The 25618-nt window shown below is 66.0% G+C and carries 22 protein-coding genes and 2 pseudogenes; 9 read left to right on the top strand and 15 right to left on the bottom strand.

Annotated features, from left to right (window positions below; translation table 11 throughout):
* Window positions 1-44: 44 nt before the first annotated feature.
* Complete coding sequence (locus tag XcuCFBP2542_RS16725; protein WP_104605096.1) at window positions 45-842, top strand: TonB-dependent siderophore receptor; 798 nt, start codon at window positions 45-47, stop codon at window positions 840-842.
* A gap of 104 nt (window positions 843-946) precedes the next feature.
* Here XcuCFBP2542_RS16725 and lpxK read toward each other — a convergent pair whose 3' ends face one another.
* The 5 genes and pseudogenes from lpxK to XcuCFBP2542_RS16750 all read right to left on the bottom strand — a co-directional run bounded on the left by lpxK (window position 947) and on the right by XcuCFBP2542_RS16750 (window position 7251).
* Window positions 947-1984 (bottom strand): tetraacyldisaccharide 4'-kinase, encoded by a 1038-nt coding sequence (gene lpxK / locus XcuCFBP2542_RS16730; RefSeq protein WP_104605098.1) that lies wholly within the window; start codon window positions 1982-1984, stop codon window positions 947-949.
* Entirely contained in the window at window positions 1981-3750 is a 1770-nt protein-coding gene (gene msbA / locus XcuCFBP2542_RS16735) for a lipid A export permease/ATP-binding protein MsbA (protein WP_104605100.1), read from the bottom strand. Before msbA ends, lpxK begins: the two co-directional genes overlap by 4 nt.
* Window positions 3747-4199, bottom strand: a complete 453-nt coding sequence (locus XcuCFBP2542_RS16740; RefSeq protein ID WP_104605102.1) for an ExbD/TolR family protein — start codon at window positions 4197-4199, stop codon at window positions 3747-3749. The genes msbA and XcuCFBP2542_RS16740 overlap by 4 nt, the downstream gene beginning before the upstream one ends.
* A 3-nt stretch (window positions 4200-4202) precedes the next feature.
* On the bottom strand, window positions 4203-4865 hold the full coding sequence (locus XcuCFBP2542_RS16745; RefSeq protein WP_104605104.1) for a MotA/TolQ/ExbB proton channel family protein: 663 nt from the start codon (window positions 4863-4865) through the stop codon (window positions 4203-4205).
* Window positions 4759-7251 (bottom strand): annotated as a pseudogene (locus tag XcuCFBP2542_RS16750) (DNA internalization-related competence protein ComEC/Rec2). The gene XcuCFBP2542_RS16745 and the pseudogene XcuCFBP2542_RS16750 overlap by 107 nt, the downstream one beginning before the upstream one ends.
* A gap of 432 nt (window positions 7252-7683) precedes the next feature.
* On the opposite strand from XcuCFBP2542_RS16750, the gene XcuCFBP2542_RS16755 reads away from it, so the two are divergent.
* Window positions 7684-8748 (top strand): SDR family oxidoreductase, encoded by a 1065-nt coding sequence (locus tag XcuCFBP2542_RS16755; RefSeq protein ID WP_104605108.1) that lies wholly within the window; start codon window positions 7684-7686, stop codon window positions 8746-8748.
* Window positions 8749-8959: 211 nt separating this feature from the next.
* On the opposite strand, the gene lolD is transcribed toward XcuCFBP2542_RS16755, so the two are convergent.
* From lolD to XcuCFBP2542_RS20255, 9 genes are all read right to left on the bottom strand, one after another.
* On the bottom strand, window positions 8960-9670 hold the full coding sequence (gene lolD / locus XcuCFBP2542_RS16760; RefSeq protein ID WP_167526905.1) for a lipoprotein-releasing ABC transporter ATP-binding protein LolD: 711 nt from the start codon (window positions 9668-9670) through the stop codon (window positions 8960-8962).
* 37 nt (window positions 9671-9707) lie between these two features.
* On the bottom strand, window positions 9708-10949 hold the full coding sequence (locus tag XcuCFBP2542_RS16765; protein ID WP_104605110.1) for a lipoprotein-releasing ABC transporter permease subunit: 1242 nt from the start codon (window positions 10947-10949) through the stop codon (window positions 9708-9710).
* Between the two features lie 23 nt (window positions 10950-10972).
* The gene (locus tag XcuCFBP2542_RS16770) at window positions 10973-11425 is read right to left on the bottom strand and encodes a hypothetical protein (protein ID WP_104605112.1); all 453 of its coding nucleotides are present in this window, start codon (window positions 11423-11425) and stop codon (window positions 10973-10975) included.
* On the bottom strand, window positions 11376-11624 hold the full coding sequence (locus tag XcuCFBP2542_RS16775; protein ID WP_104605114.1) for an FAD assembly factor SdhE: 249 nt from the start codon (window positions 11622-11624) through the stop codon (window positions 11376-11378). The genes XcuCFBP2542_RS16770 and XcuCFBP2542_RS16775 overlap by 50 nt, the downstream gene beginning before the upstream one ends.
* Before the next feature lie 108 nt (window positions 11625-11732).
* Window positions 11733-12515: a succinate dehydrogenase iron-sulfur subunit gene (locus tag XcuCFBP2542_RS16780; protein WP_104605116.1), complete on the bottom strand. Its 783-nt coding sequence runs from the start codon at window positions 12513-12515 to the stop codon at window positions 11733-11735.
* A gap of 114 nt (window positions 12516-12629) precedes the next feature.
* Window positions 12630-14420 carry a succinate dehydrogenase flavoprotein subunit gene (gene sdhA, locus XcuCFBP2542_RS16785; protein ID WP_104605118.1) on the bottom strand — a complete coding sequence of 597 codons (1791 nt, stop codon included), beginning with the start codon at window positions 14418-14420 and terminating at the stop codon, window positions 12630-12632.
* A 34-nt stretch (window positions 14421-14454) separates the two neighbouring features.
* On the bottom strand, window positions 14455-14841 hold the full coding sequence (gene sdhD, locus XcuCFBP2542_RS16790; protein ID WP_104542182.1) for a succinate dehydrogenase, hydrophobic membrane anchor protein: 387 nt from the start codon (window positions 14839-14841) through the stop codon (window positions 14455-14457).
* Window positions 14838-15230, bottom strand: a complete 393-nt coding sequence (gene sdhC, locus XcuCFBP2542_RS16795; protein ID WP_104605120.1) for a succinate dehydrogenase, cytochrome b556 subunit — start codon at window positions 15228-15230, stop codon at window positions 14838-14840. Before sdhC ends, sdhD begins: the two co-directional genes overlap by 4 nt.
* Window positions 15231-15286: 56 nt before the next feature.
* A complete protein-coding gene (locus tag XcuCFBP2542_RS20255; RefSeq protein ID WP_337999784.1) occupies window positions 15287-15595 on the bottom strand; it encodes a DUF1674 domain-containing protein in 309 nt (102 codons plus the stop codon).
* Here XcuCFBP2542_RS20255 and ygfZ point away from each other — a divergent pair.
* On the top strand, window positions 15497-16369 hold the full coding sequence (gene ygfZ, locus XcuCFBP2542_RS16805; RefSeq protein ID WP_104605124.1) for a CAF17-like 4Fe-4S cluster assembly/insertion protein YgfZ: 873 nt from the start codon (window positions 15497-15499) through the stop codon (window positions 16367-16369). The two genes, XcuCFBP2542_RS20255 and ygfZ, sit on opposite strands and share 99 nt — an antisense overlap.
* Before the next feature lie 152 nt (window positions 16370-16521).
* Here the strand turns inward: ygfZ and XcuCFBP2542_RS16810 are convergent, their stop codons facing one another.
* Window positions 16522-17616, bottom strand: a complete 1095-nt coding sequence (locus XcuCFBP2542_RS16810; protein WP_104605126.1) for an ABC transporter ATP-binding protein — start codon at window positions 17614-17616, stop codon at window positions 16522-16524.
* Between the two features lie 420 nt (window positions 17617-18036).
* Here XcuCFBP2542_RS16810 and zwf point away from each other — a divergent pair, with 420 nt between their 5' ends.
* From zwf to XcuCFBP2542_RS16845, 6 genes and pseudogenes are all read left to right on the top strand, one after another.
* Window positions 18037-19467, top strand: a complete 1431-nt coding sequence (zwf, locus tag XcuCFBP2542_RS16815) for a glucose-6-phosphate dehydrogenase (protein WP_104605128.1) — start codon at window positions 18037-18039, stop codon at window positions 19465-19467.
* The gene (glk, locus tag XcuCFBP2542_RS16820; protein WP_104605130.1) at window positions 19464-20471 is read left to right on the top strand and encodes a glucokinase; all 1008 of its coding nucleotides are present in this window, start codon (window positions 19464-19466) and stop codon (window positions 20469-20471) included. The genes zwf and glk overlap by 4 nt, the downstream gene beginning before the upstream one ends.
* A complete protein-coding gene (gene pgl, locus XcuCFBP2542_RS16825) occupies window positions 20468-21187 on the top strand; it encodes a 6-phosphogluconolactonase (RefSeq protein ID WP_104605132.1) in 720 nt (239 codons plus the stop codon). The genes glk and pgl overlap by 4 nt, the downstream gene beginning before the upstream one ends.
* Window positions 21188-21399: 212 nt before the next feature.
* Window positions 21400-23316 carry a phosphogluconate dehydratase gene (gene edd / locus XcuCFBP2542_RS16830; protein WP_104605134.1) on the top strand — a complete coding sequence of 639 codons (1917 nt, stop codon included), beginning with the start codon at window positions 21400-21402 and terminating at the stop codon, window positions 23314-23316.
* Window positions 23317-23367: 51 nt separating this feature from the next.
* Entirely contained in the window at window positions 23368-24027 is a 660-nt protein-coding gene (locus XcuCFBP2542_RS16835) for a bifunctional 4-hydroxy-2-oxoglutarate aldolase/2-dehydro-3-deoxy-phosphogluconate aldolase (RefSeq protein WP_104605136.1), read from the top strand.
* A gap of 539 nt (window positions 24028-24566) precedes the next feature.
* Window positions 24567-25618 (top strand): annotated as a pseudogene (locus XcuCFBP2542_RS16845) (type III secretion system effector avirulence protein AvrBs3); the annotation flags it as partial.

Consider the following 25618-nt stretch of genomic DNA (forward strand, 5'->3'; position numbering starts at 1 on the left):
GACGCTGCGCTGGACAATCGCCGTAGAAATCGCAGTGACACTACTTGGAACGATGTCTCCGCACCTTCGCATTTAATGACACAGTAGGACTAGAGAGCGACGGTCGCAGCTACGGCCTGCAGCACCGCTACGCCCGCGATCGCACCCTGCCTTTCGTCGGTGCGGTCTACAGCTTCGCTCCGAACTACGCGCTGTATGCCAGCTATGCGGAGATCTTCAACCCACAGACGCAGCTGGATCGCGCGCTCAACGTGCTGCAGCCGATCACCGGCAGCAACGCCGAACTGGGAATCAAGGGCCAGTGGCTGGATGGCCGCGTCAATGCCGCGTTCGCGCTGTTCCGCGCCAAGCAGGACAACACCGCCGAAAGCGACGGCAGCGTCGGCACGCTGCTGGTCTATCGCGGCATCGACGCCACCTCGACCGGCTACGAGGCAGAAATCGCCGGCCGCGTGAGCGACTCCTGGCAGCTGAGCGCCAGTTACACCCAGCTGGGGATCCAGGACGATGCCGGAAACACCGTGCGTTCGTACGTGCCGCGTCGCATGGCCAAACTTGCGACGACCTACAGCATTCCCGGACTGGAACAGCTCAAGCTCGGGTTCAACCTGCGCTGGCAGGACGCCATCACGCGGGTGCAGGACGCCGGCCCGGGCATCGTCCGGCAACCGAGCTATGCGTTGGCAGGCCTGATGGCCAGCTATGCGTTATCGCCACAGTTCAACGCCACGCTCAACGTCAACAACCTTGCCGATCGGCGTTACATCAACAGCCTGTACTGGGATCAGGGCTATGTCGGCGCGGGACGCAACTGGTGGCTATCACTGAACTACCGGTTCTGATCGGCGCGCGGCCAAGGATCGGGCGAAACAGCGAAGCGGGCGAGGCACGCGCCCGCCATGGAGTGCGTTGGTTGGCGAGGGCGCACGCGTGATTGGCGCGCCGGCTAGTCGGTGCGTCGGCTGGCCAGCGTGTCTAGGCGATCCAGCAGGCTCACCCAGAATGCGGCCGGCAGTTCGGCCTTGAGCGGCACGCTATACAACCACTCGTCGGCGAACGCACGGCACTTCACCGCGTCTTTTTCGGTCATCAGGACCGGCAGGCGGCTGCCGAAACTGAAGTCGGCAGCCTTGTAGACATGATGATCGGGAAACGCATGCGGCACCACGCCGATGCCGCGTGCGCGCAGCATGGCGAAGAAACGTTCCGGGTGCGCGATACCGGCCACCGCATGCACGCGTTGCCCAGCCAGAACACCCAGCGGTTGCACGCGTTTGCCATCCATCGGCTGCACGCTGTCGATGCTCAAGCGCATCTGCCATTCGCCGAACCCGGCATCGCCGGCTGGCTGGGTGGCGGCAGTGGCACTGGCCTGGCCGAGATTGACCACGCGGAAGTCGCAATCGTGCGCACGCGCGACCGGTTCGCGCAGCGGGCCGGCCGGCAGCAGGCGGCCGTTGCCGTAGCGGCGCTGACCGTCCACCACTTCGATTTCCACATCGCGCGCCAGCCGGTAGTGCTGTAGCCCATCGTCGCAGACGACGATGTCGCAGCCCGCCTCCACCAGCGCCCGCGCTGCGGCCACGCGATCGCTGTCCACGCGCACGCGCGCACCGGTCTTCCAGGCGATCAGGACCGGCTCGTCGCCCGCGAGTGCGACTGGCGTGTCCGCATCGACCCAACGGGCAGTGCCGGCATCGTCGCGGCCATAGCCGCGACTGGCCACGCCAGGCGTCCAGCCCGCCTCCTGCAGCTTGGAGACCAGCGCGATGGTCAGCGGCGTCTTGCCGGTGCCGCCGGCGGTGACATTGCCCACCACGACCACCGGCACCGGCACGCCGCGGCGCTTGAACCATCCGCGCCGGTACAGACCACGGCGCAACGCGGTGACTGCACCGTAGACCGGCGCCAGCAGGCGTGCGGGCAACGGGATGGGCGCGTTGTCGTACCAATACCCCGGCGTGCGGGTGCCGCGCTTGCTCATGCCTGCCGTTCGCGAAACTGCATGCCATGCAGATGCGAGTACAACCCGCCCTGCGCCAGCAATTCGGTGTGGGTGCCACGCTCGACGATGCGGCCCTGATCCATCACCAGCACCTGGTCGGCATGCTCGATGGTGGACAGCCGGTGCGCGATCACCAGCGTAGTACGGTCCGGCATCAGTTTATGCAGGGCGTCCTGTACCAGCCGTTCGGATTCGTTGTCCAGCGCAGCGGTCGCTTCGTCCAGGATCAGGATCGGCGCGTCCTTGAGCATCGCGCGTGCGATGGCCAGCCGCTGGCGCTGGCCGCCGGACAGCCGCCCGCCCTTGGTCCCCACATACGACTGCAGGCCATCCGGCAACTGCTCGACGAACTCCATCGCGTTGGCACCGAGAATCGCACGCTCCAGTTGCCCGGCATCGGCGGTGCGCATTTCGCCATAGGCGACATTGTCGGCGATGCTGCCGTCGAACAGCATCACCTGCTGGCCGACCAGCGCGATCTGGCGACGCAGATCGGCCAGCGAATATGCCTGCACCGGGTGCCCATCGAGCAGGATCTGCCCTGCCTCGGCTTCGTAGAAGCGCGGAATCAGCTTGATGAGGCTGGATTTGCCGCTACCTGAGCGCCCGACGATTGCGGTGACCGTGCCGGGCTGGGCGACGAAACTGACATTGGACAGGGCCGGGTTTACCTGCTCCGGATAGCGCGCGGTCACGCTGCGAAATTCGATCAGACCCTTGGCGCGCGTCAACGGCCGCACGCCCTGGTCCGGCTCGTCCGGGCTGTCCAGTACGGAAAACAGGCGTTCGGCCGATGCCAGGCCGCGCTGCACCATGTTCTGCACGTTGGTGAGCTGCTTGAGCCCCGGGATGATCGTCAGCATAGAGGTCATCAGCACCACGAAGTCGCCTGCGGTCAGGCGCCCGGCCAGCGCCTGCGCGCCGGCAACGAACAACAGCGCCGACAGGCCGATCGCGCCGATCATCTGCACCGTGGCGGTGGAAATGCCGCGCGTGGATTCGACCTTCATCGCCAGACGCAGATTGCGGTCTGCCAGCGCGCCATAGCGCTCCATTTCGGATTGCTGCGCGCCGTAGATCTTGACCTCCTGATGACTGGACAAGGTCTGGTCGGCCGCCTGCAACAGATGCGCGCCACTTTCCTGGATGCTGTGGCTGATGCGCCGATAGCGCCGCGCCACCTTGTCCATCACCCAGGCCAGCACCGGCGCCAGCACCACGATGGTCAGGGTGACCTGCCAGCTATGCCACAGCATCAGCGCCAGGGCGCCGATCACCTGCAGCGACTGCTGGATCATCACCTTGACCGCGTCCACCGCGGCCTGTGCAACCTGATCCGAATCCGAGCCCAGCCGGATCAGCATCGAGGGCACCGGCTCCGAATCGAAGCGCGACCCGGGCAGGCGCAGGTACTTGGACATCACCTTGACCCGCAGATCGCGCGCGATGCTGCGTGCGGACTTGCCCATCGCCATGTCGGTGATGTAGCCGGCAATGCCACGCACCACGAACAGCAGGATGATCTGCACCGGCAGCCAGCGGCTGACGTCGGGATTCTTGTAGATGAAGGTTTCGTCGGTGATCGGCTTCATCAACGCCAGGAAACCGGTGGTGCCTGCGGCTTCGATCAACGCAGCGATCAACGCGGCGACCAGCAGCAGCCGATACGGCTTGGCGAAGGTTAACAGGCGACGGTACGTGCGCCAGGACGACGCTGGCGCCGGGCGGTCGTTGGGGTTGGTCACTGGCGGGTTCCGTTCTTGCTGGTCGTGCCGGCGGGAGATGGCGGTGCCGTGGCGATGGCGATACGCCGGAAACCGAGCTGGCCCAACGCATCCTGCGCCGTCACCACGGCCTGGTACGGGGTACGCGCATCGGCACGCATCAACACCGTCTGCTCACGGTCGTCGCCGGCGATCTGGGCGATGGTCTGCTTCAGCGCGTCCACATCCGCACGCAGTACCTCCTGATCGTTGATGAAGTAATGGCCGTCCGCATTGACCAGCACGCTCAGCGAGCGCGGGGGCGCACTGGTGTTCTGGTCGCTGGCGGTCGGCAACTGCAGCTGCAACGTGGAGCGTGCGTCGAAGGTCGTGGTCACCACGAAGAAGATAATGAGGACGAGGATGACGTCGATCAATGGCACCAGGTCGATCTGCGGCTCGTCCTGGCTCCGGTCGCTGCCGATGCGCATCCGTCAGCCCTTCGCCGCGGCAGGGGTGGTGCCAGCCGAACTCGGCGCTGCGGCCGCAGGCACCACGCGGCCATCCATCGTATCCAGCAGCAACGTAGCCTCCTGTTCCATCTCGATGACGTAGCCGGCGATACGCCCTTTGAAGAAGCGATGCGCGATCAACGCCGGAACCGCGATCATCATGCCGGTGGCGGTGCACACCAGCGCCTTGCCGATGCCGCCGGCCAGCTGATTCACATCGCCCACGCCGTGGTCGAGGATGCCCAGGAACATCTGGATCATGCCGACCACGGTACCCAGCAGGCCCAGCAACGGGCCGGCCGAGGCAATCGTGCCCAACGTGTTCAAATAGCGCTCCATGCGATGGACCACATGGCGGCCGGTGTCCTCGATCCGTTCGCGGACCAGCTCGCGCGGGCGACCGCGCATGTCCAGCGCGGCGGCCAGCAAGGCGCCCAATGGCGAATTGCGGCGCAGCGACTCGATATGCGTGGGATCGAGCCTGCCGCGCGCGGCCCAGTTGCGCACCTCTTCGCCCAGGCCGGGGGGCGTCACTTCGTTACGGCGCAAGGTCCATAGACGTTCCAGCACGATCGCCAACGCAATCACGCCCAACAACAGCAACGGCACCATCGGCCAACCGCCCGCCTTGACCAGCTCCAACACGATTCGATTCCTCCGGCGACGCAGCCGCCTATTCGCTGGCCGCTAGGATAACAGCCGACCGCCGCCGTTCCGCAGCATCCCATAGCCGCGGCTGCCACCGCCGTCGCTCGCGGACCTGCAGGCCACCGGCGCCCAGCCAGACCCGCAACGCGCCGGACTCTGCCGTGTTGAGCACTTCGGCGCCATGCGCCTGCCAGCGCTGTACCACTGGCGCGCGCGGATGCCCGAAGCGGTTGCCATGCCCTGCCGACACCAACGCGAGCCGCGCGTTGGTGGCCGCGATGAAGCCGGCGTGCGAGCCATCGGCGCTGCCGTGGTGGGGAACCACCACCACGTCCGCCCGCAACGCCGCTGCATGGTCGCGCAGCAGGCGTCGCTCGACCAGCTCGCCGATATCACCTGGTAACAGCACACTCCCATACCGCGTTGTGACGTGCAGCACGCAGCTGGAGTGATTGCGCAGATACGGGAAGCCTGGGCCCGGATGCAGGAATGCGAAGCGTACGCCGTCCCATTCCCAGTGTTGGCCGGCCTGGCAGCGGGTGGCGACATCCACTGGCGCACCTGCCGGCGCCGCGGTCGTTGCGACCGGCAAGCCGGCGCGCACGGCGGCGTAACCACCGGCATGGTCGGCATCGGCGTGGCTGAGGATCAGCGCGTCCAGTCGACCCACGCCGAGTGCGCGCAAGGCCGGCAGGACCACACGCTCCCCGGCATCGAAACCATCACGCACCGCCGGGCCGGTGTCCAACAGCAGCGCGTGCCGCTGCGTGCGCACCAGCACGGCCAGACCCTGGCCGACATCGAGCAGGTGCAGGTCGGCCTCCCCGGCTGCGGGCAGGGCGCGGTCCGGCCACAGCAGCGGCAGCCAGAGCATGATTGCCAGCGTCTTGCCGGGCGTGCCGCGTGGCAGCAGCAGCCAGAATGCCCCAAGCAGGGCAGCAATCAACGCGATGGCATCGGATTCGGGCACCCACCACAATGCCACCTGTGTCTGCCCCAGCCAGACGAAGCCGGGCCAGGTCAGCTCGAAGCACCAGCCTGCCAGTTGCCATGCCCAGGTGCCGGCGCCGGGAGACAGCGCTTCAAGCGCGGTCCCCAGCAGGCACAGCGGCACGACCACGCAGGTCCACCAGGGAATGGCGACCAGGTTGGCCAGCGGCCCGACCAACGAGGCCTGCCCGAACAGACTGACCGTCAGCGGCAGCAGACCCACCGTGGCGACTGCCTGGGCAGAAAGGAACCCCCGGATCACCGCGCGATCATCCGATGGCAGGCACCAGACCAACCAGGCGACGCCGGCAAAGCTCAACCAGAAGCCTGCCACCAGCACGCTCAACGGGTCCCACCCCAACACCGCCAACAGGGCCAGCGCGAGGATCTGCGGGGTCGTGGCCCGCCGCCGCAAGACCCGCGCCAACGCGACCACCGCGATCATCAGCACCGTTCGCACGGTGGGCAGGGCCAGGCCTGCCAGCACCGCATAGCCTGCGGCGCCGACCAATGCGGCGATCGCAGCGACATGCAGACGCGGGATCAGCGTGCCCAGGCCGGGCCACCAGCGCCACAGCCCAGACGCCAGCAACGCCAGGCATGCGCCCACCAGGCCGACGTGAAATCCCGAGATGGCGATCAGATGGCTCAGCCCGGTAGCGCGCAAGGTTGCCCACGCGGCGTCATCCAGCCCCCGGGTATCGCCCAGCGCCAAGGCCCGCAGATAGGGGGCAGATGGGCCCGGCACCTGTTCGGCAATACGCAGCGACATCCGCTCGCGCCAGGCGTCTACGCCCTGGGGGGCAGCGAGTTGACGCGCGGCAGCGGGGGTGTGCACGGCACCGGTTGCGGCAAGACGTTGCGCCAGCGCCTGACGTTCGGCATCGAAGCCGCCCGGGTTGCGCAAGCCGCGGGGCGCCCGCAGCCTGAGCTGCAACTGCCAGCTCGTCCCGGCACGCAACGCCGCGCGCGGCCCGATCCGCTCGGCCCCGTACGGGTCGTACCACGCCAGCTGCAGCAGCTGGCCGCGCAACCCAGGCAGTTGCGCCTGGTCTTCGTCGACGCGCAACTGGAACCGGGTGCGCCGCGGCTCGACCACCGGCAACCCGACGATCCAGCCGCGTACGCTGACAATGCGACCTTCCTCGGCGGGCTGCAATTGCGCCCGCAATACAGACACGGCCTGCCAACCAGTGAGTCCGAAGCCCAGGATGGCCGTGGCCAGTGCCAGCCCCCATGCACTCCAGCTTGGACGCCGCCACAGGATCAGCCCCGTTCCGAACCCGGCGGCCAGCACGCAACTGGCATAGGCCACCGGCGATGCCACTACAGGCGACCACGCGCACGCCATGACGCCGAACAGGAATGCCGCCGCGACAGGCACGGCGGTCATGTTCTGCAGAGGCGCACGCTCGGCGGTCCCTTTCCTCTCGTCTGTTTCCACCCTGATCGTTCCACCCTGATCGCCCTCGGTTCATCAGGCCACGTTAGGCCTGCAGGACCCGTCGCGACAGCGGAAACCAGCGCACGCGCGTGTAGGGGAAGAACGATGCGTCGTGGGAGTTTGCGGCCATACACGGCCTGGGCACCTTGCCGGATCCGATGGCGCAACGGCGCCGAAGGATGCCCGCCGCGCAGGTAACGACCTGCGTCACTGGCATCAAGTTGATGAACCGCACTCGGGTGCGGGCCGCAAGTGGCAGACGACGGGGACTACGCCATGGGCGACAGAGGCTTCTGCAACCGAGTACTGACTAACGCGATGTTCGCCTCGATTTCATGGTGCGAAGGCTATGCTTTCGCGCTATTTTGATGAGTTAATCCTGTGCGGAAAGGCATTGCACTGATCGTCGGCGTGACCGGCATCTCCGGTTACAACCTGGCCAACGTGCTGGTGGCCGATGGCTGGACTGTTTACGGTCTTGCGCGCCACCCGTTGCCGCAGGATGGCGTCATTCCCGTGGCAACCGATCTGCTCGATGCGGACAGAACCCGCAACGCTTTGCGCGATCTGCCGATCACCCATGTGTTCTTCTGCACCTGGACACGTCGCGACACCGAGCGCGAGAACATCGAGGCCAATGGCGCGATGATGCGTCATCTCTGCGATGGATTGCGTGACGCACCGCTGCAGCACATGGCGCTGGTCACCGGTACCAAACACTATCTGGGTGCATTCGAGAATTACGGCAGCGGCGAGGCAGAAACTCCATTTCGCGAGAGCGAGCCGCGCCAGCCGGGCGAGAATTTCTACTACACGCTCGAAGACCTATTGTTCGCTCATGCCGAGCGCCACGGCTTCGGATGGAGTGTGCATCGCTCGCACACTATGATCGGCATGGCGAACGGGAGCAATGCCATGAACATGGGCGTGACCCTGGCGGTCTATGCGTCACTGTGCAAGCACGCCGGTCAGCCCTTCGTGTTTCCGGGCTCGCAGGCGCAGTGGAACAGCCTCACCGATCTCACCGATGCCGGCTTGCTCGGTCGTCAGTTGGCCTGGGCTGGCCTGAGCCCGGCAGCGCGCAACCAGGCCTTCAACACGGTCAACGGCGATGTGTTCCGCTGGCGTTGGATGTGGGGCGAAATTGCGGCGTTCTTCGAACTCGACGCCGCGCCCTGCCCCGACACGCCGCAGCCGCTGGAAGCGCGCCTGACCAACACCGCTCCTGCGCTGTGGGCCGAACTGGCGGCAAAGCACGATCTGGTGGAATCGGACGTCAATCGACTGGCCTCGTGGTGGCACACCGATGCTGATCTGGGCCGTGAGATCGAGTGCGTCAACGACATGACCAAAAGCCGCGAGCTGGGCTTCCTGGATTTCTACGACAGCCGTGCCTCGTTCTTGGAGCTGTTCACCCGGCTGCGTGCACGGCGCATCATTCCCTGATCGCTGCCAACGCATCGCCGCAGGTGGTCAATGGCCTGCGGCGTGCAGATGTTCGCCGTCGTCACGGCACGGATGCTCCATCGATCAACCGATGGGGCGTGGTGACCCGGTACAACGTGAAAACGCTGCGTCCATCGCAAACAGCACTTACTGGTGATCCCCCACCGCATCAGCAGTAACGCCATCGGCACACCGATGACGCCGACTGTAATTACACCGCCGACGCCGCCAGCTCGCGCAGCTTGCCTTGATGCAGCTCCAGCACGCGATCCAGCCGACGTGCCAGGCTACGGTCATGGGTGACCAGCACCAGGCTGGTGCGCTGGGCGCGGTTGAGGTCCAGCATCAGCTCGAACACCGTGCCGGCGGTCTTGTCGTCGAGGTTGCCGGTAGGCTCGTCGCCCAGCACGCAACCGGGACGGTTGACCAGGGCCCGTGCCACTGCGCAGCGCTGGCGCTCGCCGCCGGACAACTCGCCTGGCTTGTGTTCGATACGATGCCCAAGCCCGACCGACTCCAGCAGCTGCAGTGCCTGCCCGCGCGCCACCGCCACGTCCTTGCCCGACAGCAGCACCGGCATCATCACGTTCTCCAGCGCAGTGAATTCCGGCAACAGATGGTGGAACTGGTAGACGAAGCCCAGTGCCTGGTTGCGCAACTTGCCGCGCTGGCCGTCGGACAGCGCAGACATGCGTTGGCCTGCGACGTACACCTCGCCGGAAGTAGGAGTATCCAGCCCGCCCAGCAGATGCAAAAGCGTGCTCTTGCCGGCACCGGACGCGCCGACGATTGCGACGGTTTCACCGGTCGCTACCGACAGATCCAGGCCGTCGAACACCGGCGTGCGCATCTTGCCTTCGGCATAGGTCTTGGCCAACGCCTCGGCGCGGATCACCACATCGGATTGGTTCGGCTGCTGCATTCCCGACTCCCGATTCCCGCCTCCCGATTCCCGGATCTCATTCATAACGCAGCGCCTCCGCCGGTTGGGTCCGCGAGGCACGCCACGCCGGGTACAGGGTGGCCAGGAAGCTCATGACCAACGCCACCACGGTGATGACCACCACGTCCTGGGTTTGCATGTCGGTCGGCAGGCCGGTGATGTAGTACACGTCCTCCGGCAGCAGTTTCACGTTGAACACTGCTTCGATCACGCCAAGGATGCGTTCGAGATTGAGCGTCAGCACGATACCGCCGATCACGCCCATGATGGTGCCCATGAAGCCGATCAGCGACCCCTGCACCATGAACACCTGCATCACGCCACCGGGCGACAGGCCCAGCGTGCGCAGGATGGCGATATCGGCCTGCTTGTCGGTGACCAGCATCACCTGCGAGGACACGAGGTTGAACGCGCCCATCGCCACGATCAACGACAGCAGGATGCCCATCACGGTCTTTTCCATCTTCAAGGAGTGATAGAGGTTGGCGTTTTCGCGGGTCCAGTCGCTGACCAGATACGGGCCGCGCAACTTGAGCGCCAGGTCGCGCGCCACGTTCCAGGCCTGGTCCATGTCATGCAGGCGCAGCCGCACGCCTGTCACCCCGTCCATGCGCAGCACGCGCGCCAGATCCTGCATGTTGACCACTGCCAGGCCGCGATCGATCTCGTTGTAGCCGGCTTCGAAAATCCCGCTGACGGTGAAGCGCTTGAGCCGCGGCATCGCGCCCAAGGGCGTGGCCTGGGTATCGCTGAGCAATACGACGACGCTGTCGCCCACGTCTACACCCAGCCAGATTGCCAGCTCCTTGCCAATGACGATGTTGTACGAACCTGGCGTCAGGCTGTCGACCGAGCCCTGCTGCATCTTCTTGGCCAGCACCGACACCTTGGCTTCTTCGGAGGGAATCACGCCACGCACGATGGCCGGTTGCTTGCGCGGGCCCTGCAGCAACGATTCGGTTTCGATGTAGGGCGCGGCGCCGGCCACGCGCGGATCGGCGGTAGCGACCGCGACCGCATGCTGCCAGTCGCGCATCGGCGCACCTTCGGCACTGACAGTGGCATGCGCGGCCATCTGTAGCAGGCGGTCGCGAATTTCCTTCTGGAACCCGCTCATCACCGCCAGCGTGGTGATGAGCACGGTCACGCCCAGGGCGATGCCCAGGATCGATGCCATCGAGATGAAGGAGATGAAGCCATTGCGCCGCTTGGCACGCAGGTAGCGCAAGCCGATGGCAACCGGGATGGGTTTGAACATGCGGTTCAACCGGGAAAGGGACGCTATGGTGCCACTTGCAGCGCCTGAGACGAAATCGCATGCGCCTGGGCGGCCAGACGCAGTTCACGTCGCTGCGCTGCCGGCAGGGTATCCGGCCAGAAATGCAGCCGATTGCGGCGTTTAGCGGTACCCCGCCAGGACACCACCGCGATCGGCCCGCGCCACCGCACCTGCATGTCTTCCACCCGCTCCCCGTCGACGCTGGCCGCCGCATCGCTCCACGGCACCACCAGCTGACGGAGCGGCGAGCGCAACAGCCGGCGCAGCGAATCCGTGCCCAGCAGCGCGGCATAGCCGGACAACAACAGCGCAGCCCAGATCGGCACGCCGCAGCGCCATACCGCGCACTGGGCCAACAGCGCCATCAGCACCAGCGCGCAGGCTAGAGCGCGCGAAGGCCGCCAATCAAGCCGGCATGGCGCGGATATCGGCGATGAGTGCGGCGTTATCGGCATCGGGGCAGGCCTCGTATCCCATGAACCAGCGCCACAACTTATCGTCTTCGCAATCCAGTAGCTGTAGGAAAACCGCGCGCTCTGCCGCAGGTGCTTGCGCCCAGCGTCGGTCCAGATAGCGGCCGAACAATTGGTCCAGCTCGCGCATGCCGCGCCGGCAACGCCAGCGCAGTTTCTTCAGCAAGGTCTCTTCGTCCATCCCTCTCTCCCCCCGCCCCGCAGCGGGCCGAAACGACAGCGGCACCTGACCTGGGGCCGGTGCCGCTGCAAACCACATCCCGCCGGGCGGGACCATATTGCCTTGCGATCAGGCGCGACGCGCCATCATCAGCTTCTTGATCTCGGCGATGGCCAATGCCGGATTCAAGCCCTTCGGGCAGGTGCGTGCGCAGTTCATGATGGTGTGGCAGCGATACAGCTTGAACGGGTCTTCCAGGTCGTCCAGACGCGCACCGGTGTCCTCGTCGCGCGAGTCGATGATCCAGCGGTAGGCTTGCAGCAGGATTGCAGGCCCCAGATAACGCTCACCGTTCCACCAGTAGCTTGGGCAGCTGGTCGAGCAGCAGGCGCACAGGATGCATTCGTACAGGCCATCGAGCTTCTTGCGGTCTTCCGGTGACTGCAGGCGCTCGCGGTCCGGCGGTGCCGGGGTCTGGGTGCGGATCCACGGCTTGATCGAGGCGTACTGCGCATAGAAATGCGTCAGGTCCGGCACCAGGTCCTTGATGACGTCCATGTGCGGCAGCGGATAGATCGGCACCTCGGCCTTGCCGCAGGCGGCAATCGCCTTGGTGCAGGCCAGTGTATTGGTGCCGTCGATGTTCATTGCGCACGAACCACAGATGCCTTCGCGGCAGGAGCGGCGGAAGGTCAGGGTCGGGTCGACCTCGTTCTTGATCTTGATGAGTGCGTCCAGCACCATCGGACCGCACTTGTCCAGATCGATCTCGTAGCTGTCGGTGCGCGGATTGGCGTCGCCATCCGGATCCCAACGGTAGACCTTGAAGGTGCGGGTGTTCTTGGCACCTTGAGCAGGGTAATGCTTGCCCTTGCCGATCTTGGAATTCTTGGGGAGGGTGAACTCTGCCATGGCTTTAAAATCCGGGAATGAGGATTGGGGAATGGGGAATCGGAAAGCCGGGACACGAAGCGCGCTTGCGCCGCATTCGATTCCCGGTTCCCGATTCCCGATTCCCGGCTTTGGTCAGTAGACGCGCGGCTTCGGCGGAACCACATCCACTTCCTTGCTCAGCGTGTACATGTGGACCGGGCGATAATCGAAATCGCACTGGCCCTTGTCGTCCACGGTGACCAGCGTGTGCTTCTGCCAGTTGACGTCGTCGCGGTCGGGGAAGTCCTCGTGCGCATGCGCGCCGCGGCTTTCCTTGCGTTGCTCGGCCGAATTGATCGTCGCCACTGCGTTGAGCAGCAGGTTGTTCAATTCGTAGGTCTCGATCAGGTCCGAATTCCATACCAGCGAGCGGTCCGACACCTTGACGTCTTCGAAGGTGGCGAAAATCTCCGCCATCTTGTCCACGCCTTCCTTCAGTGTCTTGCTGGTACGGAACACCGCCGCGTCCGATTGCATGGTGCGCTGCATGTTGTCGCGGATCACCGAGGTCGGCGTGGAGCCGTTGGCGTGGCGCAACTTGTCCAGCAGGCCCAGCGCCTTGTCGCAGGCATCGGACGGCAACGGCTTGTGCGGCTGGTTGGTCTTGACCGTCTCGGCGCACCGGTTAGCCACTGCGCGGCCGAACACCACCAGGTCCAGCAGCGAGTTGGAGCCCAGGCGGTTGGCGCCGTGCACCGACACGCAGGCCGCTTCGCCGATGGCGTACAGGCCGGGGACCACCGCATCCGGGTTGTCGCCTTGCTTGCGTACGACTTCGCCGTGGTAGTTGGTGGGAATGCCGCCCATGTTGTAATGCACGGTCGGCAGCACCGGAATCGGCTGCTTGGCCACGTCCACACCCGCAAAGATGTGCGCGCTCTCGGCAATGCCGGGCAGCTTGTCGTTGATGACTTCCGGGCCGAGGTGGGTCAGGTCGAGCAGGATATGGTCCTTGTGCTCGCCCACGCCGCGGCCTTCGCGGATTTCGATGGTCATCGAACGCGACACCACGTCGCGCGAAGCCAGGTCCTTGTAGTGCGGTGCATAGCGCTCCATGAAGCGCTCGCCGTTGCTGTTGCGCAGGATGCCGCCTTCACCACGCACGCCTTCGGTGATCAGGCAGCCCGCACCGTAGATGCCGGTGGGATGGAACTGCACGAACTCCATGTCCTGCATCGGCAGGCCGGCACGCATCACCAGGCCGCCGCCATCGCCGGTACAGGTATGGGCGGAGGTGGCGCTGAAATACGCGCGGCCGTAGCCGCCGGTCGCCAGCACCACGCCATGGGCGCGGAACAGGTGCAGCGAGCCTTCGGCCATGTCCAGCGCGAGCACGCCGCGGCAGACGCCTTCTTCGTCGAAAATCAGGTCGAGCGCGAAATACTCAATCATGAAACGCGCGTTGTGCGCAAGCGACTGCTGGTACAGCGTGTGCAGCATCGCGTGGCCGGTGCGGTCGGCGGCGGCGCAGGTGCGCTGCGCGGACGGGCCTTCGCCGTACTTGGTGGTCATGCCGCCGAACGGACGCTGGTAGATCTTGCCTTCTTCGGTGCGCGAGAACGGCACGCCGTAGTGTTCCAGCTCGATGATGGCCGGAATCGCTTCGCGGCACATGTATTCGATGGCGTCCTGGTCGCCCAGCCAGTCCGACCCCTTGATGGTGTCGTAGAAGTGGTAGCGCCAGTCGTCCTCACCCATGTTGCCGAGCGCGGCGGAAATACCGCCCTGCGCCGCCACGGTGTGCGAACGGGTCGGGAAGACCTTGGTCAGGCAAACCGTCTGCAGACCCTTCTGGGCCAGGCCGAAGGTTGCGCGCAGGCCGGCACCGCCGGCGCCCACCACGACCATGTCGTACTTGTGTTCAGTGATCTTGTAAGCGGACATCTAATCTGGATTCCTGTTCAGTGCGCCCGATGACTCAGGCACCGCCCAGCGCGATGCGCGCCACTGCGAAAATGCTGACGATCGCGCCAAGCACGGCGATGAACTTCACCGTGGTCTGCAACGCCAGTGCCAGCAGCGAATTGTGGATGTAGTCCTCGAGCACGACCTGCAGCCCAAGCTGCGCGTGCCAGAACATCGCCACCAGGAAACCCACCAGCAATACGGCATTCCAGGGCTTGGAGACCGCCGCCACTGCGGTCGGGTAGTCGGAACCGAGCAGGCTCAGCACGAACACCACGAACCAGATCGCCAGCACCACCAGCGCCGTAGCGGTCAGGCGCTGCAGCACGAAGTGCTCGGTCCCGGTCTTGGCGGCGCCCAGGCCGCGCACGGTCTTCAACGGGGTACGGTAACGGCTCATGCGGCGGCTCCGGTCAAGACGTAGGCCCAGATCGCGGCGGTGATGACCAGGCTGGCGACCACCGAGGTCCAGCTGCTCCGCACGAAGGCCGGGATGCTGAAGCCGTGGCCGAAGTCCTGCACGATGTGGCGGATGCCGTTGGACAGGTGATAGGCAAACGCCCATGACCATGCAAACAGGAACAGCTGGCCATACCAGGCGCCCAGCTGTTGGGTAAGGCACGACCAGTGGTCCTGCCCAAGCATCAACACCAGCAGAGCGACGGCAATGACCAGCGCCCCTCCGGAAAGAATGACGCCGGTGGCTCGATGCAGGATCGAGGTCGCCATCTGGATCTGCCAGCGATATACCTGCAGATGTGGGGAAGTGGGACGTTCGCGGATCGCCATTCGCTGGGCTCGTTATCTCGGCTGGGCGGCACTAGGCCGCTGTGGCTAAAGGCTGCTCAAAAATCGATGCAGCGTCCATTTTTTTCCCAGTCGCCATAGCGCGTCGGCTCGGGGCCGTCGCGCCCACCGATCTCCTTGGGCAGGGGCTGCGTCTCGGGAATGTGCTCCTGAGAGGAAGGCTGCGTCTCGGAATCCTGCGCTGGCGTGGGGGTTGGATGGCCTATCATAGTGGTCTCACAACGTTGCGATTTTAGTCCTCCCCTTCCGTGGCTGACAACCTGAATCTTATTCCGCAGGGTTTTGGCTCCCTGCACGACATGCAATACGTCCGCCTGATCGGGGCGGATGCGGTGGCGTTCGCGCATGCGCAATTTGCCAACGACGTCCAGGCGCTGGCGATCGGGCAGTGGCAATGGAATGCGTGGTTGACGGCGAAGGGGCGCGTGATCGCCATCTTCGCACTCCTGCGCGAGGACGACACGCACCTGCTGATGCTGCTGCCCGATGGCAACGCGACCGAGGTCGCCGCGCAGCTGGGGCGTTTCGTGTTCCGACGCAAGCTGAAGATCGCAGTCGCCACGCCTGTGGCCTACGCCGGCTTCCAGGCGCCGCAGCAGGCACAAGGCGCACAGGCGGCCATCACTGCGCAGCACATCGAACTGGATTTCGGCGGCAGTGGCCTGCCGCGCACATTGGTGCTAATGACAAGCGAGGCATTGGCTGCGCCTATCGATCTGCCCGGCATCGACGCCCAATGGCGACGCGCCGATCTGCAATTGGGCCTGGTGCGCCTGCCGCAGGCGCAGCGCGAGCAGTGGACCCCGCAGCAACTGGCACTCGACCGCCTGCAGGCCTTCAGCGTCAAGAAGGGCTGCTACCCCGGCCAGGAAATCGTGGCGCGTACACATTTCCTCGGCAAGGCCAAGCGCGCTGTGCACCTGCTCGACAGCGACACCGCCGTCGCGCCGGGCGATGCGATCAGCCTGGACGGCGCCGAGGTGGGCACCGTGGTCAGCGTCGCCGGCACCCTGGCCCTGGCGGTGCTGCCGCTGGAGCTGGCCATCGGCGATGGCATGGCGCTGACGGCCGGGGATGTCCCTGCCAGATTGCTGCAGATGGTGCCCGGGCTGGCGCGCTGAGGCCTACCCGCGTCTGTATTGGCAGGGCCCCGGGCCGCACACGCCCGAACGGCGGCGATGGGAAGCGTGCAGCCAGCGTTGTCCCGCACAGGCATGGAGCACCTGTTTTGTTCCGCTACCGGCCTGGAGACGCCGGCAGCGCAACGCCGTGCTCAGACAGTGGCAAGGGTCAAACGCTCGCCAGTCGCTGGGTCGAAGAAGTGCAGCGCATCGCTGCGTAGCGCCAGTCGCAGCGGCTGGCCGACCGCCGGCAAGGCCTGCGGTGCGACGCGGATCACCAGCGGTTGCCCGCCGCGATCCAGGTTGAGGAAGATCTCGTTGCCCACCGGCTCGATCACCTCGATACGTGCCTCAAAGCCCAACGCTGGATCGCTGGATGGCTGCAAGTGCTCCGGTCGCACCCCGACGATCACATCCTGGCCGAACCAGCGGCGATTCACCTGCGCGGCACCCAATGGCACACGCCAGCCATCGGCCAGCAGCAACTGCAGGCCGTCCTGCTCCTCCAGCCGGCCCTGCAGCAGGTTCATCGCCGGGCTGCCCAGGAAACCGGCCACGAACAAGTTGGCCGGGCGGTCGTACAGCGCCATCGGGCTGTCGATCTGCTGGATCACGCCGTCCTTGAGCACCACGATGCGCTGGCCCAGCGTCATCGCTTCGACCTGGTCGTGGGTGACGTAGATCATGGTAGTGCCGAGCTTGCGGTGCAGCTGCGCGATCTCGGTGCGCACGCTGTGGCGCAGCTTTGCGTCCAGGTTCGACAGCGGCTCGTCGAGCAGGAACACCGACGATTCACGCACCATCGCCCGCCCCAGCGCCACGCGCTGGCGCTGGCCGCCGGACATCGCCTTGGGCAGCTTGTCCAGCATCGGAGTCAGCCCGAGCAACGCGGCGGCGTTGTTGACGCGCTCGGCAATCACCTGTTTGGGGTGGCCGCGCAGCTTGAGCCCGAAGGCCAGGTTCTCGGCCACGGTCATGTGCGGATACAGCGCGTAACTCTGGAACACCATGGCGATGTCACGGTCCTTGGGCGCCACGTCGTTGACCACGCGCTCGCCGATCCTCAGCGTGCCCGCACTGATGTCCTCGAGCCCGGCGATCATGCGCAACAAGGTCGACTTGCCGCAGCCCGATGGCCCCACCAACACCATCAGCTCGCCATCGGCGACCTCGAAGCTCGCGCCCTGCACCGCCACCTGGCCGTTGTCGTAGACCTTGCGGACCCCTTCCAGCTGCACTTTCGCCATCGTTCGGCCTCAACTGTGTATGCGCCCTGCCCTCGGCCCTCCCGACGGCAGTGACGACCGACCCACCCGCAAGGAGTGTCCCTGCAAACAAATGCATTGGTTTATTCTGACATGTAATCGTTTTCACATGGCAACATCGGCTGCGTGAGGAATCATGCCGCAATCGCGCCATGCCCCCCGTGATCGATGGCATTGGCAGCGATGCGGTGTCGCCATTGCGCCGCGCGTTTGCCGCCACTCCGTCGATGCGCTCGCCGCTGACCGCCAGTTGCTGCAACAATCGGGGATTGGGCGTGAGCGTCCATCCCCCGCTGCGCCCACGCAAGTGCCGTGCAGGAACAGACCTACCGACCGCCGGCTGCCCGGCGCCTTTCCGCCAAGCTGCTGATAACGATGTCCCCAGAATCCGAAACGCGCTCCATGCACAATACCCTGATCCTGTTTGGCGCCACCGGCGATCTTGCCCAGCGCTATCTGTTCCCCTCCTTGCTGCGTCTGTTCATCGATGGGCTGCTGCCCGACGACTTTCGCATCCGTGCACTGGCATTGTCGCCGCACGACACCGAGGCGTTCCGCGAGGTGCTGCGCCCGCGCCTGACCGACGCACTGCCGATCGCCACGCCCGCGCAGATCCAGGCGCTGTTGCAGCGGGTCGATTACCGCTCGGTGGACCTGCGCAACGCCGAATCGGTGGCCGAGGCGGTGCGTGAGCTGGCAAGCCGCCAGATTGTCAGCTACCTGGCGATTCCGCCGGGCCTGTACATCAGCACCTGCCAGGGCCTGGCCCTGGGTGGCGCACTGGCGGCGCCGCACCGGCTGATGCTGGAAAAGCCGATCGGCCACGATTCGGACAGCGCCCGCGAGATCCTGCAGTCGATCGGCGCGCTGATCGACGAAGACCGCGTGTTCCGCCTGGACCATTACCTGGGCAAGGCGGCAGTCCAGAACCTGGTGGCACTGCGCTTTGGCAATACCCTGCTGGAGGCGGTCTGGAACCGCACCTACATCGAATCGGTGCAAATCCTGGTGGCCGAAAGCGAAGGCGTGGACGGGCGCGATGCCTACTACGCCCGTTCCGGTGCGCTGCGCGACATGGTGCAGAGCCATATCCTGCAGCTGCTGTGCCTGGTGGCGATGGAGCCGCCGGCCTCGCTGGAAGCCGACCGCATCCGCGACGAGAAGGTCAAGGTGCTGCGTGCGTTGCGCCCGATGACCGCCGTACACGCCGCGCACGACAGCGTGCGCGGCCGCTACACCGCCGGCAGCATCAATGGCCAGCCCGCGCAGGCCTACCAGCCGCCGGAAGGCAGCGACGTGGAAACCTTCGTCGCGGTGACCGCGCACATCGACAACTGGCGCTGGGCCGGGGTGCCGTTCCACTTGTGCACCGGCAAGCGCCTGGCCGAACGCTCCACCCGCATCGTGGTCACGCTCAAGCCGGTGACTCACTGGCTGTTCGAGCGGCCGGGCCGGCAGAATGCGGTGCCCAACCGCCTGACCTTCCAGTTGCAGCCGCAGGAAAACATCGAACTGGGCCTGATGAGCAGCCTGGCCGGCCCGGAATGGGGTGCGATCGAACTGCAGCCGCTGGAGCTGGAGCTATCGGTGCCGACCGGCCTGCACCGCCGCATTGCCTATGAACGCTTGTTCGCCGATGCCTTCAACGGCAACCCGGCGCTGTTCGTGCGCGACGACGAGGTCAAGGCCGCCTGGGCCTGGATCGACAGTGTCAGCGATGCCTGGAAGAGCGCGGCGCTGCCACTACAGCTCTACCCGGCCGGCAGTTGGGGGCCGGAATCGGCCGCCCCGTTCCTGCCCCCGGCCACCGACGCACAGGGAAACAACGCATGACCGCTCTTTCCAAGCCGGTGCTGGTTGCCGATATCGGCGGGACCAATGCGCGCTTCGCACTGGCCGATGTGAACGCCTCGGTGCCGTTGCTGGACGACACCTCGCGCGAATTCGCGGTGGTGGAATTCGCCTCGCTTGGCGAAGCCGCACGCTACTACCTGGACCAGATCGGCGTGCAGGCCACTCAGGGCGTGTTCGCCGTGGCCGGGCGCGTGGATGGCGATGAAGCACGCATCACCAACCATCCGTGGGTAATTTCGCGCACGCGCACCGCCAGCATGCTGGGTTTCAGCACCTTGCACCTCATCAACGACTTCGCCGCGCAGGCAATGGCGATCAGCCTGCTGCGCCCGCAGGACGTGGTGCAGGTGGGCGGCGCCAGCTGGCGGCCCGCCCCCATCGATCAGCCGCGCAACTACGGCGTGATCGGCCCAGGCACCGGCCTGGGCGTGGGCGGCCTGATTATCCGCAATGGGCGCTGTTTTCCGCTGGAGACCGAGGGCGGCCACGTCAGCTTTCCGCCGGGCACGCCGGAAGAAATCCGCATCCTGGAGATCCTGTCCGAGCAATTCGGGCGAGTGTCCAACGAGCGCCTGATCTGCGGCCCGGGCCTGGTCAACATCCACCGTGCGCTCAGCGAGATCGCCGGTGTCGATCCCGGCCCGCTGCAACCCAAGGACATCACCGCCCGTGCGGCGGCCGGTGACCCGCGCGCGGGGCGCACCATCGACCTGTTCTGCGCCATCTTCGGTGCCATTGCCGGCGACATGGTGCTGATGCAGGGCGCCTGGGACGGCGTCTTCCTTACCGGCGGGCTGGTGCCCAAGGTGCTGGATTCGCTGCAGCATTCCGGCTTTCGCCAGCGCTTCGAGCACAAGGGCCGGTTCTCCGCGATCATGTCCAGGGTGCCTTCGCTGGCGGTGATGCACCCGCATGCCGGCTTGCTCGGCGCCGCGGCGTATGCGGTGGACGCGCAGCGCAAGCATCCAGGAGAGCAGCGATGAGCCTGCCAAGCGACCCGCGCATCGTCCTGGTGCGTTACGACGACCCGGCCGAGTGGACCGAGGCGGTGGCCAGCGAAATGGCTGATCTGCTGGAGCAGGAGATCTCCCGCCGCGGGCAGGCACGCATGCTGCTCTCCGGCGGGACCACGCCTGCACCTGTCTATGAATCGCTGGCGCATCGCCCGCTGGACTGGTCACGCGTGGAAGTCGGCCTGGTCGATGAGCGCTGGCTGTCGCCGCAGGACCAGGACAGCAACGCATGGCTGGTCAGGCACAGCTTCCTGACCCACGCGGCGGCTGCAACCTTCATTCCGCTGGTGCGCCCTGGCAAGCAGCTGCCCGAGTGCGTGCACACGGCGAACCTGCAGGCCAGGCATGCCGAACCCGCGTGCCTGGCGGCGCTGGGCATGGGCGGCGATGGGCACACCGCCTCGCTGTTTCCAGGAGCCACCGACCTGCCCAAGGCCCTGGCCAGCCCCCAGCCCTACGCCTCCCTGGATGCCACCGGCTGCCCCGGTGCCAACCAATGGCCGCTGCGCATCACCCTGACCCCCGCCGGGCTGGCACCGATTCCCAGCCGGCTGCTATTGCTGCGCGGCAAGCAAAAGCTCGAGGTCCTGCAGGCGGCGCTGGCCGGCGAAGAGATCAACGCCTACCCAATCCGGGTGGCCCTGCAGCAGCCTGGACCACCGCTGCGCGTGCACTGGTGTGCCTGATGTGCCGTGTACCGGTCATGCAGGCCGTGCTGCACGGCGATCCCGCACCGCACGCTTGCGCAACGTTCCTGCCCGGTGCAGGGCCAGCACAGCGTCGGCAGCGCATGGCCGCCACAGGGCTTACTCGGCCTCGGTTACAACATCCTGCGCCCCAGGGCTGCAGGAATTCGTGTCAACGCATCCCCTTCCCCGTTTCTCATAGCCGGTAGCCAATGAGCCTGCATCCGAACATCCAAGCTGTCACCGACCGCATCCGCAAGCGCAGCGCGCCCTCGCGCGCGGCCTATCTGGCCGGCATCAATGCCGCCCTGCGTGAGGGTCCGTTCCGTAGCCGGTTGAGCTGCGGCAATCTCGCGCATGGCTTCGCGGCCTCCGAGCCCACCGACAAATCGCGCCTGCGCGGCGCGGCCACGCCCAACCTGGGCATCATCACCGCCTATAACGACATGCTGTCGGCGCACCAGCCGTTCGAGCATTATCCGCAGCTGATCCGCGACACCGCGCGTGCGCTCGGCGCCACCGCGCAGGTGGCCGGCGGCGTGCCGGCGATGTGCGATGGCGTCACCCAGGGCCGCGCGGGCATGGAGCTGTCGCTGTTCTCGCGCGACAACATCGCCCAGGCCGCCGCGATCGGCCTGAGCCACGACATGTTCGACAGCGTGGTGTACCTGGGCGTGTGCGACAAGATCGTGCCGGGCCTGCTGATCGGCGCGCTGGCATTCGGGCACCTGCCGGCGATCTTCATGCCGGCTGGCCCGATGACGCCCGGCATTCCGAACAAGCAAAAAGCGGAAGTACGCGAACGCTACGCCGCCGGCGAAGCCACCCGCGCCGAGTTGCTGGAAGCCGAATCGGCGTCCTACCACTCGCCCGGCACCTGCACCTTCTACGGCACCGCCAACTCCAACCAGGTATTGCTCGAAGCGATGGGCGTGCAGCTGCCCGGCGCCTCGTTCGTCAACCCGGAACTGCCGTTGCGCGATGCGCTGACCCGCGAGGGTACCGCGCGTGCGCTGGCGATCTCTGCACTGGGCCAGGATTTCCGCCCGTTCGGCCGCCTGATCGACGAACGCGCCATCGTCAACGCGGTGGTCGCGCTGATGGCCACCGGCGGCTCCACCAACCACACCATCCACTGGATTGCAGTGGCCCGTGCGGCCGGTATCGTGCTCACCTGGGACGACATGGACCTGATCTCGCAGACCGTGCCGCTGCTGACCCGCGTCTACCCGAACGGCGAAGCCGACGTGAACCGCTTCCAGGCCGCCGGCGGCACCGCGTTCGTGTTCCGCGAATTGATGGACGCCGGCTACATGCACGACGACCTGCCCACCGTGGTCGAAGGCGGCATGCGCGCCTACGTCAACGAGCCGCGCCTGCAGGACGGCAAGGTCACCTACGTGCCCGGCACCGCGACCACCGCCGACGACAGCGTCGCGCGGCCGGTCAGCGCTGCGTTCGAAGCCCAGGGTGGCCTGCGTCTGTTGCGCGGCAACCTGGGCCGTTCGCTGATTAAGCTGTCGGCGGTCAAGCCGCAGCACCGCAGCATCCAGGCGCCTGCCGTGGTGATCGACACCCCGCAGGTGCTCAACAAGCTGCATGCAGCCGGCGTGCTGCCGCACGATTTCGTGGTGGTGCTGCGCTACCAGGGCCCGCGGGCAAACGGCATGCCGGAACTGCATTCGATGGCACCGTTGCTGGGCCTGCTGCAGAACCAGGGCCGGCGCGTGGCGCTGGTCACCGACGGCCGCCTGTCCGGTGCGTCGGGCAAGTTCCCGGCGGCCATCCACCTGACTCCCGAAGCCGCGCGCGGCGGCCCGATCGGGCGCGTGCGCGAGGGCGACATCGTGCGCCTGGATGGCGAAGCCGGCACCCTGGAAGTGCTGGTGTCGGCCGAAGAATGGGCCTCGCGCGAGGTCGCGCCGAACACCACGGTGGCCGGCAACGACCTGGGCCGCAACCTGTTCGCCATCAACCGCCAGGTCGTCGGCCCGGCCGACCAGGGCGCGATCTCCATTTCCTGCGGTCCCACCCATCCGGACGGCGCGCTGTGGAGCTACGACGCCGAATACGAACTGGGCGCCGACGCCGCTGCTGCCGACGCACCGCACGAGTCCAAGGACGCCTGATCCTTCCCACTTTGGCGACCGCTTCGGCGGCCGCCGTCCAACGGAGTTGCAATGACGATTGCCCAGACCCAGAACACCGCCGAACAGCTGCTGCGCGACGCCGGCATCCTGCCGGTGGTCACCGTCGATACGCTGGACCAGGCACGCCGCGTCGCCGACGCGCTGCTGGAAGGCGGCCTGCCCGCCATCGAGCTGACCCTGCGCACGCCGGTGGCGATCGATGCGCTGGCCATGCTCAAGCGCGAACTGCCCAACATCGTGATCGGCGCCGGCACCGTGTTGAGCGAACTGCAGCTGCGTCAGTCGGTGGATGCCGGCGCGGATTTCCTGGTGACTCCAGGCACGCCTGCCCCGCTGGCGCGCCTGCTGGCCGATGCGCCGATCCCGGCGGTGCCCGGCGCCGCCACGCCGACCGAACTGCTGACCCTGATGGGCCTGGGGTTCCGCGTATGCAAGCTGTTTCCGGCCACCGCCGTGGGCGGCCTGCAGATGCTCAAGGGTTTGGCCGGCGCGCTGTCCGACCTCAAGCTGTGCCCCACCGGCGGCATCAGCGAAGCCAACGCCGCCGAGTTCCTGTCGCAGCCGAATGTGGTCTGCATCGGCGGGTCGTGGATGGTGCCCAAGGACTGGCTGGCCCAGGGCCAGTGGGACAAGGTCAAGGACAGCTCGGCCAAGGCGGCGGCGATCGTACGGCAGGTGCGGGCGGGTTGATTGCCTGGGCGCTTTGGTCGGCGACTTGATGACCTATGTGATTGGATGTGCTCGTCAGAAAGGACGTGTTGATTCTTTCAACAAGGTTTGGCGACCAAGTGCTGATGCGTGGTAGTTGCCACTCCAACTCTCGATCGCAAGCTGGCAAAGATCGTTCAAAACGTCGCTGGCCAAGCGACTTTTGTTGTTAGAAGCGATGACAATGACAAACCGAGGCGGCAGCGTGGCCTGGGATTGGCGGAGAGCGGCACAGGGATGTGCCGCGCCGAAGAGCCGATGCCGAGGGTCGGCAGGGATTCGTGTAAAAAACAGCCAAAAGTGAGCTAACTTGCTGTCAGAAAAGAAATTTTTCACAACTTCCTGCCGGCCCTCCATACGGGTCCAGGATCACCTTCATGTCTGCGCCTCAACCCCGGTCGTCTAGAGTTGTCAGGATCCCCCGAAGTTGTGTGCTGCCATGCGGATTCGGCAAGGAGTGGAGGGACCAGAGACCTTTTACTCTTGAGGCGACCATCTTTCCTATAAATGAGGTATGCCTGATGGATCCCATTCGTCCGCGCCTGCCAAGTCCTACCCACGAACTTCTGGCCAGACCCCAGCCGGATAGGGTTCAGCCGCAGCCGACTGCAGATCGTGGGGGGTCTCCGCCTGCTGGCAGCCCCCTGGATGGCTTGCCCGCTCGACGGACGATGTCCCGGCCCCGTGTCCCGTCTCCCCCTGCCCCCTTGCCTGCGTTCTTCCATCCGTGGCTTCTTGATACATCGCTTTTTGATTCGATGTCTGCCTTCGGCGCTCCTCATACAGAGGCTGCCTCAGGAGAGGGGGATGAGATGCAATCGGGTCTGCGTGCAGCCGATGACCCGCAACCCACCGTGCACGTCGCTGTGACGGCCGCGCGGCCGCCGCGCGCCAAGCCGGCGCCGCGACGGCGTGCTGCGCCCCCCCCCGACGCTTCGCCGGCCGCGCAGGTGGATCTATGCACGCTTGGCTACAGCCAGCAGCAGCAAGAGAAGATCAAACCGAATGCTCGTTCGACAGTAGCACAGCACCACGAGGCACTGATCGGCCATGGGTTTACACATGCGCACATCGTTACGCTCAGCCAACACCCGGCAGCATTAGGGACCGTCGCTGTCAAGTACCAGGCCATGATCGCGGCGTTGCCGGAGGCGACACATGAAGACATCGTTGGCGTCGGCAAGCAGTGGTCCGGCGCACGCGCCCTGGAAGCATTGCTCACGGTGTCGGGAGAGTTGAGAGGTCCACCATTACAGTTGGACACAGGCCAACTTCTCAAGATTGCAAAACGTGGCGGCGTGACCGCGGTGGAGGCAGTGCATGCATGGCGCAATGCACTGACGGGCGCTCCCCTGAACCTGACCCCGGACCAGGTGGTGGCCATCGCCAGCCACGATGGCGGCAAGCAGGCGCTGGAGACGGTGCAGCGGCTGTTGCCGGTGCTGTGCCAGGCCCATGGCCTGACCCCGGACCAGGTGTTAGCCATCGCCAGCAATAACGGCGGCAAGCAGGCGCTGGAGACGGTGCAGCGGCTGTTGCCGGTGCTGTGCCAGGCCCATGGCCTGACCCCGGA

Source organism: Xanthomonas cucurbitae (assembly GCF_002939885.1).
Taxonomy (GTDB): Bacteria; Pseudomonadota; Gammaproteobacteria; order Xanthomonadales; family Xanthomonadaceae; genus Xanthomonas; species Xanthomonas cucurbitae.

What these genes read in the sequence shown, in the direction of transcription:
- lpxK (WP_104605098.1), bottom strand. Translation starts at nt 1,984, where the DNA reads ATGAGCAAGCGCGGCACCCGCACGCCGGGGTATTGGTACGACAACGCG.
- XcuCFBP2542_RS16740 (WP_104605102.1), bottom strand. Translation starts at nt 4,199, where the DNA reads ATGCGCATCGGCAGCGACCGGAGCCAGGACGAGCCGCAGATCGACCTG.
- lolD (WP_167526905.1), bottom strand. Translation starts at nt 9,670, where the DNA reads ATGCAGCAGCCGAACCAATCCGATGTGGTGATCCGCGCCGAGGCGTTG.
- XcuCFBP2542_RS16765 (WP_104605110.1), bottom strand. Translation starts at nt 10,949, where the DNA reads ATGTTCAAACCCATCCCGGTTGCCATCGGCTTGCGCTACCTGCGTGCC.
- XcuCFBP2542_RS16770 (WP_104605112.1), bottom strand. Translation starts at nt 11,425, where the DNA reads ATGCCGATAACGCCGCACTCATCGCCGATATCCGCGCCATGCCGGCTT.
- XcuCFBP2542_RS16775 (WP_104605114.1), bottom strand. Translation starts at nt 11,624, where the DNA reads ATGGACGAAGAGACCTTGCTGAAGAAACTGCGCTGGCGTTGCCGGCGC.
- XcuCFBP2542_RS16780 (WP_104605116.1), bottom strand. Translation starts at nt 12,515, where the DNA reads ATGGCAGAGTTCACCCTCCCCAAGAATTCCAAGATCGGCAAGGGCAAG.
- sdhA (WP_104605118.1), bottom strand. Translation starts at nt 14,420, where the DNA reads ATGTCCGCTTACAAGATCACTGAACACAAGTACGACATGGTCGTGGTG.
- sdhD (WP_104542182.1), bottom strand. Translation starts at nt 14,841, where the DNA reads ATGAGCCGTTACCGTACCCCGTTGAAGACCGTGCGCGGCCTGGGCGCC.
- sdhC (WP_104605120.1), bottom strand. Translation starts at nt 15,230, where the DNA reads ATGGCGATCCGCGAACGTCCCACTTCCCCACATCTGCAGGTATATCGC.
- XcuCFBP2542_RS20255 (WP_337999784.1), bottom strand. Translation starts at nt 15,595, where the DNA reads ATGCGCGAACGCCACCGCATCCGCCCCGATCAGGCGGACGTATTGCAT.
- XcuCFBP2542_RS16810 (WP_104605126.1), bottom strand. Translation starts at nt 17,616, where the DNA reads ATGGCGAAAGTGCAGCTGGAAGGGGTCCGCAAGGTCTACGACAACGGC.
- zwf (WP_104605128.1), top strand. Translation starts at nt 18,037, where the DNA reads ATGCACAATACCCTGATCCTGTTTGGCGCCACCGGCGATCTTGCCCAG.
- glk (WP_104605130.1), top strand. Translation starts at nt 19,464, where the DNA reads ATGACCGCTCTTTCCAAGCCGGTGCTGGTTGCCGATATCGGCGGGACC.
- pgl (WP_104605132.1), top strand. Translation starts at nt 20,468, where the DNA reads ATGAGCCTGCCAAGCGACCCGCGCATCGTCCTGGTGCGTTACGACGAC.
- edd (WP_104605134.1), top strand. Translation starts at nt 21,400, where the DNA reads ATGAGCCTGCATCCGAACATCCAAGCTGTCACCGACCGCATCCGCAAG.
- XcuCFBP2542_RS16835 (WP_104605136.1), top strand. Translation starts at nt 23,368, where the DNA reads ATGACGATTGCCCAGACCCAGAACACCGCCGAACAGCTGCTGCGCGAC.